8 protein-coding genes are annotated in these 13,385 nt (G+C 55.6%); 3 read left to right on the top strand and 5 right to left on the bottom strand.

Features of this window, described 5'->3' with window-relative positions:
• Positions 1-65: 65 nt before the first annotated feature.
• The 4 genes from eutB to RID21_RS06495 all read right to left on the bottom strand — a co-directional run bounded on the left by eutB (position 66) and on the right by RID21_RS06495 (position 7,630).
• Positions 66-2,342 carry an ethanolamine ammonia-lyase subunit EutB gene (gene eutB, locus RID21_RS06510; RefSeq protein ID WP_350187984.1) on the bottom strand — a complete coding sequence of 759 codons (2,277 nt, stop codon included), beginning with the start codon at positions 2,340-2,342 and terminating at the stop codon, positions 66-68.
• 144 nt (positions 2,343-2,486) lie between these two features.
• Entirely contained in the window at positions 2,487-3,905 is a 1,419-nt protein-coding gene (locus RID21_RS06505) for a DUF1501 domain-containing protein (protein WP_350187859.1), read from the bottom strand.
• 3 nt (positions 3,906-3,908) lie between these two features.
• On the bottom strand, positions 3,909-6,869 hold the full coding sequence (locus RID21_RS06500; RefSeq protein WP_350187858.1) for a PSD1 and planctomycete cytochrome C domain-containing protein: 2,961 nt from the start codon (positions 6,867-6,869) through the stop codon (positions 3,909-3,911).
• Positions 6,866-7,630, bottom strand: a complete 765-nt coding sequence (locus tag RID21_RS06495; RefSeq protein ID WP_350187857.1) for an IclR family transcriptional regulator — start codon at positions 7,628-7,630, stop codon at positions 6,866-6,868. The genes RID21_RS06500 and RID21_RS06495 overlap by 4 nt, the downstream gene beginning before the upstream one ends.
• 441 nt (positions 7,631-8,071) lie before the next feature.
• On the opposite strand from RID21_RS06495, the gene RID21_RS06490 reads away from it, so the two are divergent.
• The 3 genes from RID21_RS06490 (at position 8,072) to RID21_RS06480 (ending at position 10,217) form a co-directional block, all read left to right on the top strand.
• Positions 8,072-8,254: a hypothetical protein gene (locus RID21_RS06490; RefSeq protein WP_350187856.1), complete on the top strand. Its 183-nt coding sequence runs from the start codon at positions 8,072-8,074 to the stop codon at positions 8,252-8,254.
• A gap of 141 nt (positions 8,255-8,395) precedes the next feature.
• Complete coding sequence (locus tag RID21_RS06485; protein WP_145041565.1) at positions 8,396-8,683, top strand: transcriptional regulator; 288 nt, start codon at positions 8,396-8,398, stop codon at positions 8,681-8,683.
• Positions 8,684-9,524: 841 nt separating this feature from the next.
• The gene (locus tag RID21_RS06480) at positions 9,525-10,217 is read left to right on the top strand and encodes a response regulator transcription factor (RefSeq protein WP_350187855.1); all 693 of its coding nucleotides are present in this window, start codon (positions 9,525-9,527) and stop codon (positions 10,215-10,217) included.
• A gap of 49 nt (positions 10,218-10,266) precedes the next feature.
• Here the strand turns inward: RID21_RS06480 and RID21_RS06475 are convergent, their stop codons facing one another.
• Positions 10,267-13,362, bottom strand: a complete 3,096-nt coding sequence (locus RID21_RS06475; protein WP_350187854.1) for an efflux RND transporter permease subunit — start codon at positions 13,360-13,362, stop codon at positions 10,267-10,269.
• Positions 13,363-13,385: the final 23 nt, after the last annotated feature.

The raw sequence follows: 13,385 nt of genomic DNA, 5'->3' as shown, positions 1-13,385 counted from the left end.
GTTCATATTTCTAATTTTGGCAGCAGAATGGAATGATAATTACTTATCGACTTGTTGATTTTGCATTATCCCAGATTCATCTGCTGCAGGATGCGGACGGTATCCCGGGCCGCTCTGGTTGGTTTGAGGGCGGTGGCGGCGATGCCCGAGACAACGCGGGTGATGTTATGATCGACCTGCCCCGGCTGTCCCCAGACCGAACCGGGGGGCGAGGTCATGTAGACCGAGAAGGTATGATGGCCGGTACCCGGACGTTCGCCGATGATATGCAGCAGGGCACGGTTTCCATCCAGTCCGCCGAACAGGGTTTCCCCGATGCGATAGCCCGCCCGGACGCGACCGGACTGCACGAGGATGTTCTGCTCCGCGGGATGAAAGCCGGCCGTTTTGAGCTGCGTACGGAGTTCCTGCAGGAACGGTTCAAGCTGGTCTTCGTCCATAATCGAAAGAGCGTTCAAGCCGTCGGAGATCACGATCTGCACGTTATACTGCGCGTCGTACTGCTGACGCAGCTGTTTGATGGCCGTCTGCGAAGCGGGCGCGAGCGCTTCGCCGGTGGCAGGGTGCAGAATAAATTCACTGCGGCTGGTCGACTGTGTTTTGATGGGTACCGAGGCGGGGAGCGTCGCTATAAAAGCGGGAGTCAGTTCGGCCCAGATGCTCTGTTTGGCATCATGGTAGATGCGGTCAATCTGTTGTTGAAGATCGGGAGACAGTGCAGATGGTTTCTCGCCATAACCTGTCGCGAGGAAAACGCCCCGCGAACGGACGTCAGCCAGCCGGCGTCGGCCTTCGTCGAGAATGCGTTCCTCAGGACGACTGTCCCCTTTCTTACGGCGGTACTGCAGATAGACCCAGGTCGGATCGCCGAAATGTTTTGTCGGTTTCCCCTGCGCGTCGATCACGCCGAGCTGCTGGAAGAAGGCCCACATGGCGTCGTTGACGCGGTAGCCGAACTTCTCGCGGATGCGAACATGGTCCTGAAAACCGGTCGTCAGATAGCCGAGCATCGGATCAATTTTTGTGGGGAGTGCCATCAGGTAGCCGGGGTTGGCGGGCATGATCTGCTCGAGACACCAGTCGAGGTCGTCGAGCGAGACATCCATGTGCAGGGTCGAGCAGACATCCAGGCCGATCATCAGACCGTGCAGTTTGCCCATGACGATGTCTTCCAGGCAGCAGCGTACGAGCTGTTCGCGGGTGCGGAAGACTTCAGGACCGATGAAACCGGCAACGTCGTTCAAATGCACCCAGGGGGCGGCGGCCTGGCCTGCCTGCATCTGAGCGAGGGCAACTTCGCGGGACAGTGCACGAGCGAAGCCGTACTTCCGCGATTCGTGCAGGACCATGTCGAAGCCATGACTGTGCCCGTTGGTGAAGTCGGCCCCCTGACCCGTTTCAAAATAGAGCGCATACTTGCCGGTACGGGAGCGGGCGTAGTCGCGCATCTTCTTGAGATCGATATCAAACGTCTGGTTGGCGGCGTCGCAACCGGCGATACTCTGAAACCAGAGGGCCGTACTTGCGGGCGAACGCCGTTCGACTTCGGCCTGGACGTCGATATGCGACAACACGCAGTGCGGGAGGACATCTGCGATGCCGAAGGTCTCGAGGATCTCGCGAAGCTGCAGTTCGACCGCCTGCACCGATTCGGGTTCGCTGGAAACCGGATTGGTACCGAGGACGACATCGCCGACCGCGTACGACCAGCCATCCAGAACCTGCCAGAAGATGTCGTCCAGATTGTCGGTCGGCGAGTTGGGTTGAATCCGGGCGCCGAGATAGCCTTTCGCACCGAGCTGGCTGCCGGGGAGCGGATTGAAGACTTTCGCGCCGACGGTAATCAACTCGTCGTTAGTCATGAGTTTGACGACGCATCCGATGACATCGCTGGAGAGTGTTCCGGCGATCTGCTTGATTTTCGTTTCGCTGGCTTCGAGCAGCAGTTGTTTCAATTCGCCGAGCGTCAGGTTGACGGGACGCGTGTCGGCATCCGCCATATTCTTGTTGATGTAGCGGTTCAGGTCATCTTCATAGATGGGATGGCCTTCCAGGTCGACAATCCGGGTGGCGGCGAGCAACTGGCGGGCATTGTGACGGGACTGTTCATCCACGGCGGCGACGCCGATGAACTGATCGCCTTCCTTGAATTCATTGGCGGCTCCGAGCAGCTGACGATAGAATTTGGAATCGTGTTTGCCTTTGATCCGCTGAATATAGTCAAACAGCGTTTCACCTGCATTGACGTCAGGGATGGAGACGCCTGCTGCCGAGCTTTCAGCTGCGGTGAGGCGTCTAGCCTGCGACAAAGAAACGGTGAGCGCGAAGGGGGCTCCCAGCATAGCCTGTACGAAATCACGACGGTTCCACTGCACGGTAGTGTCCTTTCAAGTGAAGCCTGGAAGGGGGCTGACGGAGACTGCGCACTCTCGCCTGTGTCGATGATACCACCGCTAAAAAACAATTATCAAGCGGGAATGGCGATCTCAAGCCAGAATGTCGTGTACAACATGACCATGCACGTCCGTCAGACGGCGATCGATGCCGGCAGTACGGAAGGTGAGGCGGGTGTGGTCGATGCCCAGCAGATGCAGAATGGTCGCGTGCAGGTCGTAGCAGTAGGTCTTGTTTTCGGCGGTCTGGTAAGCGAGATCGTCACTTTTCCCGTAACTGGTGCCCGCTTTGACGCCGGCACCGCCGAGCCAGGTGACGAAGGTCCCACGGTTATGATCGCGGCCCTCGCTCCCCTGGGCAAAGGGGGTGCGCCCGAATTCGGTGGTCCAGATGACGAGTGTATCTTCCAGCAAGCCGCGGGCTTTGAGATCGCGAAACAGCGCGGCAATCGGCTGGTCGGCGCTGCGGGCGATGGCGGGGAGTTCGGTTTTAATATTGCCATGATTGTCCCAGTTATTGACGGCGCCTTGAGGTCCGCTCCAGACTTGAACAAAGCGGGTACCGCGCTCCAGCAGACGGCGGGCGAGCAGTGCCCGTCGGCCGAAATCTTCCGTTTCTTTCTGGTCCAGACCGTAGGCGGCGTGGGTCTCTTTGGTTTCACGCGAGAGATCAAAGGCTTCCGGGGCACTGAGCTGCATCTTTGCCGCGAGTTCTCCGGCCGCGATGCGGGCTTCGAGTCGGGAGTCATCGGGACGCGTGGTCGCGTGTTGACGATTGAACTGCTGCAGCAACGCGAAGGTCGCTTTGTCAGCCTTCCCCTGTGCGAACTGGTATTGCGGATCGGCGAAGAGATCGGGAATGGGTGTTTTACTGGTCGCGTTAACCAGCGTGCCCTGATGTTTTGCGGGGAGGAACCCGCAGCTGAAGTTCCCCTTTTGATTGTAAGGCAGGCCGCGGGTATCGGGGAGGACAACGAACGTGGGCAGATTGTCGGCCAGATTTCCCAGGGCGTAGGAGATCCAGGCGCCCAGACAGGGAAAGCCCGGAAGCATGAAACCGGTATTCATCATGTAGCTGGCCGGGCCGTGCACGTTGGTTTTGGTTGTCATCGCCATCAGGAAGGCGAGGTCATCGACAATCTGTGCCTGATGGGGAAAGACCGAGCTGACCCACTGTCCGCATTCGCCATGCTGCTTGAATTCAAAGGGGCTCTGCATCACGGCACCGACGGCTCCGGTGAAGCCTTCCGGTTTCTCTTTAGGGCCCAGTTTCTGGCCATGTAGGCGTTTGAGTTCTGGCTTATAGTCGAACGTGTCCATCGGGCTGGCGCCGCCGTTCATGAAGAGTTGAACAACGCGTTTCGCCTTGGCACGGTGATGCAGGCCGCCATTCAAGTCTGGCGCGGAGGCTGCGTGCAGATCCTGTCCCAGCCACCAGGTGAGCGCAGCGGCTCCGAAGCTCCCGCCCGAGCGGGTCAGCAGTTCGCGTCTGGAGAGAGGTAGTTCCAACATGGTTCAGTCCACAAAGAGAAATTCGTTACTGTTCAACATCAGTCGGGCGACGGACTCCAGTCCGTGCGATTCCGCAAGCGAGGTTAACTGGCGTTGTTCGTCAGACGTGGGTTCACGCAACCAGGTCCAGCGTGCGATCTGCCTGACCTGGTCTGATATCACAGGTTTTGTTTGACGGGCACGCTCGGCCAATTTCAGAGAATGATGGAGGACGAAGCGATTATTCCATAAGACGAGCGACTGTAGCGGCGAAGCAGAAAAGCCACGCACGGGTGAGAGCAGTCCCAGATCCGGGAAGTCGAGGGCATCCATCAACGGATCGGGTATGCCCCGCCAGACGACGCGGTAGATGCTCCGCCGGTACGCACCAGGGCTGTCGAGATCGAACTGATCGTAGTGCAGCACGGGTGTGGCCTGCGGACCGGGAGTCTGTGTGAAGTTCTGAATCCCCGGGCCGCCCATGGTGAGGTCGAGAGTGCCATTGACGCGGAGGACGGCATCGCGATAACTGTCCGCATCGAGACGCTGCCGTGTCCAGCGGGCGAGGAGGCGATTCTCGGGATCGATCTTTGACAATTCGGAACGAAATGCAGAGGACTGCTGATAGGTCTGACTGTTGCAGATCAATCGATGCAGATGCTTCAGAGAGCCGTTATGATCGCGAAGTTCGCAGGCGAGCCAGTCGAGCAGTTCGGGATGAGAGGGAGTCCCCCCCATGCGACCGAAATCGTTGGGGGTGTCGCAGAGACCTTTTCCGAAATGATAGTGCCAGATGCGGTTGGCGATACTCCGCCAGGTTAAGGGATTCTGTGGATCGGTGAGCCAGTCCGCAAGGGATGCACGCCGGGCGGATTCGGCATGCGGGTCGGGCAGATCGAAACGGGCCGGCAGAGAGGGGAGAACAGAGATCGCGCCCGGCGCGACAACGCCGCGGGGCTTTTCCAGATTGCCCCGGGCCAGCAGTCGGATTTCGCGGGGTTGAGTGAATTTCACCATACCTCGTTCGTTGGCCGCTTCGGCGGCAGCGGCGTAGACTTTCGCCTGCTGTGGTAGTTGAGCCAGTTCCTGTTCGGCCCGGTATTTCAGGATGACGGCTGCTAACGCGGTCTGTTGCGCGGGTGTACGGTCTTTCGCGGGAATCTTGAGAGCGGCGGCTGCGGCTTCCGGAAGTGCGATCACATTCAACTGATCGGCAGCGGTAGCACTCAGTTTGAAACGGCCGATGAGATGCGCACCGCCATGCACCTGTTTCAGTGACACGACCAGTCGGGTGCCCGGTTTCAGAGTCAGAGGGGACTGCAACTCGAAGACAGCGTAATGTCCCACACCCACCTTGGGATAGATGCCCCAGGCGGTTTTGGGATTGCCATCCAGAGCGTGCTGAATCGTCCAGCCGGCCTGATCGAAGTCGGCGGTGGCCCGGCTGATGGCAAGCTTCTGTCCTGTTAGGGCATCCGGCGGGAATACGCGAATTTCCACTTCGTTGAGATGCAGATTCCCGTTATGAGCCCGACCTGGTCCCTGATGGGGAAGCGAGGGATCGGTCAGCAGATCCAGACGTACTGCGGTGATTGTTTTCAGTTCTGGCTGAACGGTCACCAGAATGGATTCCTGTTCGGGCGCCGGACCGCTGGCCAGAATCGACTGATCCGGCTGTCGCTTGAGGTCGGCTCCCCCATTGGAAACGAAGGTCTCAGGTGGAAGGACCTGCCACTTGGGTTCGGGGCCACGCTGTTGCTCCCACGCGGCGACCAGTTGCGTATATTCAGGTTGCAACAGGATCGAAGCATTGCTCTGGAGGGCTGCCTGCTGGAGTGTTTCCCATTTTTTTCGTTGGGCCGCGACTGCGGAGTCTGCATCAAAGCTGACGTCCCCCTTTCCAATACCGGCGAAGACGGCCTGCAGGGCGAAGTAATCAGACTGGGTAATGGGATCGAACTTGTGCGTATGACAGCGGGCACAGTTGGCGGTCGTACTGACGAACGCTCCCATGGTCTGCGTAACCAGATCGTCACGGTCGAGATATTCGAATGATTTGGGCGCTGTGGCTGCGGCACTCTGATCGTAGGGGCCGGCTCCCAGAAAGCCGAGCGCGACGGTGAGCTCAGTCTCTTCAGGATAAAAGTAATCTGCGGCCAGTTGTTCCCGGATGAAGCGGGACCAGGAAATGTCCTGATTCAAGCGATCGATGACATAATCACGAAATCGCCAGGCATGCGGGCGAAAGACATCGTGTTCGAATCCGTGCGAATCGGCAAAGTGAATCGTGTCCAGCCAGTGGCGGGCCCAGCGTTCTCCGTAGCGGGGGGAGGCGAGCAGTTGATCGACGAGTCGAGCCCAGGCATCCGGACGCTGGTCCTTGATAAAGGCTTCCAGTTCTACGGGAGTGGGATGCAGGCCATGGAGATCGTACATCAACCTGCGAAGCAGTGTGCGTTGATCGGCCTGGGGAGCGGGTTTGAGCTGCTGCTCACTCAGTCGCTCCTGAATAAAGGCATCGATGGGATTTAAATGTCCTGCGCCGGGGACCGCGGGACGGATCAGCGGTTTGAGAGACCACCAGTCGAGTGCCTGGCTTGTGTCGGCCTGTGGCTGACTGATGCGCGGATCGGGGGCTCCCTGCCCGACCCATTTTGTGAGAATCGCGATCTGCTGGTCGGACAGTTTTTCATCAGGCATTTTCAGATCGGGGTCGGTGTGGCGAATCGCTTTGATCAGCAGACTCTGCTCCGGCTGACCTGGAACGATGGCGGCCCCGCGCGATCCGCCTGTCTTCCAGCCACTCTGCCAGTCGAGGGTTAGCTCCCCTTCCATCACACCCGCTGAGTGGGAATGACAATCGTAGCAGTGTGCTTTCAGAATGGGTTCGACAGACTCGCGGAAAAACTGATCGCCGTCAGCCGGGAGTGATTGATGAGAACAGAGCAGGATTAACAGCAGACTCGTGAGTCGAATTCCATTCATGGCTGCAAACCTCCGTTGATCTGCTCTGCACAGTCGATTACCTGAGCTCCCATGCTGGGAAACATGCTTTTGGGCAGGCGTTTCGCTGGAGCCGAGACCCAAAGTACAGCGATCAGCTTTCCTTCTGGACCGGTCACGGGAGCGGCGACACAGTGAATGCCCTCGTCTGCCTCTGCATGATCGGTGGCATAACCACGGTTCAAGACCTTCGTGCATTCGGTTTGCAGGGCTGCGGGTTTGGTCAGGGTGCGTGGGGTATCGGCGGTGAGCGGGATCCGGTTCAAAGTCGCTGCACGCTCGCGGGGCGACTGATTCGCCAGCAACACTTTGCCGGGGGCGTTATTATGCAGGGGAAAGCGGAGCCCGATATCGACGGCGATGCGGAGTGGATGCAGGCCGCTGACCTGTTCGATAATCACGCCTTCATCGCCGACCTGAATTCCCAGCTGTACGGTTTCCCGTGTCAGGTCGCGGAGCTCTCGCATTAGCGGGAGAGCGACTTCCACCAGGCTGACTTCTCCCGTCTGAGGCAAGCCCAGAGAAAGCAGACGGGGAGAGAGTCGGAATTTTTTGGTGAGCGGATCGCGTTCGAGATAGTTGCGATCCGTCAGCGTGTGGGTAATGCGAAACACCGCGTTTTTATTCAGCGACAAGCGTGTTGCCAGCTCGCTGATTCCCAGCCCATCGGGTTCCTGATTCAGCAGTTCCAGGATATCGAGTCCCCGTTCCAGGGCGGGAACACTCGTGGCAGCAGTACTCATTCTTGGCCCTCGGTTAACAGCAGCCCTTCGTCACATATACATAACGCGTTCTATCAGAGTAATTCAGATTGATTTGGAAATCAAATTAATTATCCCATCATCCCGCCTTTATGGTTCGAGTGACCGGGAGCATCTATTCTTAAAAGCCTTTTTAAAGCAGATAAATCGATCAATTTAGTGAATATCAACGAGGCAAAATGTGTTGAATTCTTTATCAGTGAAGTAATTTGTCACAGGATTGCACGAGGGCGCAATTCTGTTGCTTCGTTTTTCATTTCAATGAAATGACGTCTCTTTTCTGTGCAGTTTCGTTGCCTGAGTTTGCATTTGATTCACGATGAAGTTTTTCAAATGGGGTTTAAACTTTACCCAGAGTCAAATCAATAACACTTCTCACTTGAATTTGATTTCAGACAACGAACACTGTCCAAGGAGCACTTCATGCATCACTTTCTGATTGAAAAGCTGTCTGAAAAAATCCCAATTGTCCGCAACGAACTCTGGAGTGTGTATGTGGATCAGAAGCCACGCTTCACCGGCACACTTCAGGAATGTTGTCAATGGGTCGCAGCGACACAAAGCCAGCCGCGCGGTATTCTGAGCTCACTGTTCAGCAGCAGTTGAAGAACTGAAAACATTTATCCCATCAGTAACCCTGCACTTCATCAGACCGGGCCTGCAGTAAGACTGATTTTATCTCGGAAATAAAATCTGCACTTCAGCAACGACACTTCAAGAAAACTGGCCGGAAAGGGGTATTCTGACATGTATCAGAAAACACTTCGTTTTAATCAGCAGACACCAGAGCATTTACCCATTGAGCTTGTCGCCCTGGGAGACAAACTGCGGGCGATCAAGCATCCCGAACAGCAGAATCTGCTCGAGAGTTATCATAAAGTCGTGAACTACTCCCGACAACGGGTCAAGATTGTCAACCTGATGTCGGATACACTGGCCCAGTTGAGGCTGGATGTGAAATATCTGCTCTTCGATCTGGAGGTCACACAGTCGGAACGGGATTCGGCGATCGCCCAGTTGAAGGAGTTGCAGTAGCAGTTGGAAGGAACGAATCAGACTATCCTCTCGTCTAATTAATCCTGTTCAGGAACTTCAAGCTGATGTCAGGTCGCCCGTTAATCTGGATCACAGGCATTGCTATGCTTTTCTGTTCTGGGGAGGTTTATCACTGCCCTGTGCGATCAGTACCAAACCATAAGAATCTAAATACTTCTACTATTCTGGTTTGGACAACGCATCAACCCACTAACATGCGACTGGACACAAATATCGTACAGTCGTCAAAGGTGGACTGAATCGGTTGCAGAAAATGAAAGTCATTTTATTTCTCTGCCCGAAAAACCGGATTGTAGCGAGATACGTGGTAGAATTGTTTCGTGTGTGAATCATGATGCCTGGCGCAGGTGTAAATATGTATGCCAACGACGAATTGTTGAATTCAGACAATGACCGGCAACAACTTACCCCGACTGTAACTTTGGATCTGTGCGTGTTATCCCGGGGTTATAGTCAATTCACCTTTACCGGAGATCAGATTCAACTGAGCTCTCTGTCCCAGAACTCCATCCCGGTTGTCGATTGTCTGCAGAAACTGCAGGTGATGTTTCAACCGGCTCTCATTCTCAAGCTCAGTAACATGATTCTATCCAGATGCGGCGCCCTGGTTTCATTTTCAGAGACCAGCCGGAAACAGAAGGAACAGGGCCAGCAAAGATTGATCACGTTATGAACTATTTCACTGAGAAACCAGACCAGTCGTCTTTATCAGACCGGGATCGTTCCGATTTCAGCCTGGCAGAGCAAGTGGCCTGTCTCATTCATCTCGGAAATGAATGCGGTGAATGTTCGAGTATGAGAGCTAGAGAGTACACGAGACATGAAACACCAGTTAGATTTACCAACCGATTATGAGCCTCGCGTCTTCGTGGTCGATGACGACGAATCCGTGAGCGCCTCCATAGCCGAGCTCATCGGCAGCATGGGCTTCAGAGCGACTACCTACACGTCCGCTGAAGAATTTCTGGCAGACACCGATAATCGCATTTGTGGATGTGTCATCGCGGATCTGCGTCTGATGGGCTGTAACGCTATCGAGATGTTGCGGAAGATGAAAGCAGCCGGATATGAAATCCCCCTCATCATTCTTTCGGCCTTTGTGGATGTGACGACAACCGTTTCAGCCATGTCGGAGGGAGCCTTGACTGTACTGGAAAAACCGTACGCCGAACAGGAGTTGTGGGACCAGGTCATTGCTGCGATCCTGCTGGACTCAGAGCAACGGTTTGCCCGGCGCTGGCTGCTGGAATATCACGAGAAAGAGCATCGCCTGACCGAGGGGGAAACCGAAGTCATGCGAATGCTATTGAAGGGGCTTTCCAACAAAACCATCAGTCACCAGCTGGATTTGTCTGCTCGAACTGTGGTCATGCGGAGAAAGTCCATTCTCAACAAACTGGAAGTGGATAACGTAATCGATCTGGCCAAGCTGATTACCAAGGCACAGATCATCGAACAGCATCTGACTACGGATAATGTCGTCTCAGAGATCAAATGCCAGCTGCAGGAGTAGCGTCTGACGCGAGTACAGAGCACCACTCCTGCTGCTGACGGCCTGCTTCCTACTCGTCAGTTTCAGGTACTTCCCCTTCCTTGATTTTGGGAGCAAACCAGGGATAGATGGCCGGAACCACCATGGAGGTCAACAGGGTAGAGGTAATCAGACCTCCAATCACCACACTGGCCAGCGGACGCTGCATTTCGGCTCCGTCACTGGTCGAGAGCGCCATCGGCAGAAAGCCGAGGCTGGCTACCATCGCCGTCATCAGAACGGGACGCAATCGCGCCATGGCAGCCTGGAAAGTCGCATCCTGAATCGGGACCCGCTGTTTGAGACGCAGGTTTTCAGCCGCAGAGACCCATACCAGACCGTTCAATACCGCCACACCAAACAGCGCGATGAACCCGACCCCGGCTGAGATACTGAAGGGCATCTCTCGCAGTGCGAGCGCGTAAATTCCGCCGGAAGCTGCCATGGGAACCGCGAGAAAGATCAACAGCGCCAGTCGAACAGAACGAAATGTCGTATGCAGCAACAGGAAAATCAGCATCAGCACGATGGGCGTAATAATCACCAGCCGTTTACTGGCTGACTGCAGATTTTCAAAATCGCCTCCCCAGCGAATCTCGTAACCATCGGGAAGTTGAACCTGCGTTTCCACCGCGTGTTGGGCATTAGCGACGAAGCTGGCCACATCCACTCCTCTGACATTCGCCTGGATGAAGGTACGTCTGCGGTTAGATTCGTGTTCGACCGTAGGCGGAGTCTCTTCGAAAGTGATGTCTGCCAGCTCACGTAACGGAACCGGCTTTCCAGTGCCATCCGCGACGGGAATCTGCTCCAGTAAGCTCACCTGTTCCCGCCACTTTTGGGGAATACGAACGATAATCGGGAACCGGGCCCGACCTTCAAATATCAAACCGATTGGATGACCTCCCAGTGAGGAGACAACGTCCATCACATCCCGGGCATCCATCCCGTAACGTGCCAGCGCATCCCAGCGGGGCTGAATGCTGATCGTGGGCAGGCTGGACTGGATATCAGCTTTGACATCCACGGCACCAGGAACTTTTTTCAGAACCCGTTCGATCTCTTTTCCCTTGGTGCTGAGCACTTCCAGTTCATCTCCATAGAGCAGGACCGCTACGTCAGCCTTTACACCTGCCACGAGCTCATCCACGCGCATCTCGATCGGCTGGGTAAATCCAAAGGCTACGCCAGGCACCTGAGAATTCAGCGCATCCGACATCTCTTCAATCAGTTCATTCCGTGTTTTCGGATCGGGCCAGTCCAGCGGAGACTTAAGAATCACCCAGACGTCGGTCTGGTGAACCCCCATCACATCGTTGGCGATTTCAGGACGACCGGTTTTACAGAAGACTGTTTTGACTTCAGGGAATTTGACCAGCACCTTCTCGATCTGAGTCGACATCTCGACGGAGCCTTCAATGGTGGCACTGGGCAGGCGAACGGCTTCGACCAGCAAGTCCCCTTCTTCGAGGCGAGGCATGAACTCCGCTCCCAGATTCCAACCGACCGGCAGACTGACCAGAAAGACCAGCAGTGCGATCGCCACGGTGAGGATGGGGCGACGAATCGTCCAACTGACCATGGGACGATAGATCCATTTCACCCAGCGGATGAGCCAGATTTCTTTTTCGGACATTTTCTTCGGCAGTGCCAGTGAAGCGAGGGCTGGCATCAGAGTCAGCGAGAGTACCAGTGATCCCGCCAGGGCGAACAACACCGTCAGTGCCATGGGACGGAACAGCTTTCCTTCCGTTCCCTGCAGAGCGAGAATCGGCAGATATACGACGGCAATAATCAGCTCACCGAACATGGTTGGTTTTCGAACTTCAATGGCGGCATCCCGAATGACTTCCCGGAAGGGCTTGCCTGACTGATTCAACGAGAGACGACGAATACAGTTTTCGACCATGATCACAGAACTGTCGACGATCAAACCAAAGTCGATCGCCCCCAGACTCATCAGGCTGGCGGTAATGCCTGTCGCCGCCATCAGGTTGGTTGCGAACAGCATCGACAGAGGAATCGCCAGCGCCACAATCACGCCGGCCCGGAAGCTGCCCAGCATGAACAGCAGAACCACAATCACGAGAATGCCCCCCTCAATGAGGTTCGTGAGCACGGTTTTCAAAGTACGACTGATCAAGGCAGATCGGTCGTAAGTGATTTCCAGAGTCACGCCTTTAGGCAGACTTTTCTCAATATCTTCCAAACGTTCCTTGGAGGCAGTAACGACCTCGCGCGAGTTCTCACCAATCAACATCATCACCAGCCCGGTCACCGCTTCTCCACGTCCATCCCGGGTAACGGCCCCCTGGCGGGTCATCGGGGCAATTTTGACGTCAGCGATATCACGCACCAGAATCGGTGTGCTGTTGGGATCGTGTTTGACGACCAGGTTTTCAATGTCTTTCTCATTTTTCAGCAGAGCCTGCCCCCGGATGAATCGCTGTTCGTGATTGTGCACCACGTAACCGCCGCCGGCGATCATGTTGTTATTTTCCAGCCGCTGAAAAAGCTGGGCCATGGAAATTCCATAGCTGTTCAATCGATCGGGGTTGGGCTGGACCTCAAAGGTCTTGTAGTACCCGCCGTGGGTGTTGATTTCGGTAACGCCCTGCACTTCGCGCATGCGGGGTGCGATTTCCCATTCCAGCAGGGTGCGGAGTTGCATAGGCGTGTAATCTGCACCGCGAACTTCAAACTGCAGAATCTCGCCCAAAGCAGTGGTCAGCGGGCCCAGTAAGGGAGTGCCGTAACCTGGTGGAATATCGGCAGCCGCGATTGTGATGCGCTCAGTCACCAGTTGCCGGGCCCAGTAAATGTCAGTTCCTTCTTCGAAGACAATGGTGACGACCGAGATGCCGAATTTGGATACACTGCGTACCTCTTCCACAGCGGGTAAGCCCCCCATGGCAATTTCGACCGGGTAAGTCACATAGCGTTCGACTTCCACCGGCGACAGAAAACCGGCATCGGTGACGACCTGCACCTGCACGTTGGTCATGTCGGGAACAGCGTCGATAGGTAAGTGGATTGCGGAATAGATCCCCCCGGCTGCCATCAGCAAGGTCAGCACGAGAATAATAAACCGATTCTCCAGCGAAAATTCAATCAGGCGGGACAGCATTCAGAAACTCCCTCAACGAAAAA

The sequence above is a fragment of the Gimesia sp. genome, from assembly GCF_040219335.1.
In the GTDB taxonomy this organism is placed as follows: domain Bacteria; phylum Planctomycetota; class Planctomycetia; order Planctomycetales; family Planctomycetaceae; genus Gimesia.
The sequence above is the reverse complement of the archived record's forward strand: the minus strand, read 5'-3'. Positions and strand labels throughout refer to the sequence as shown.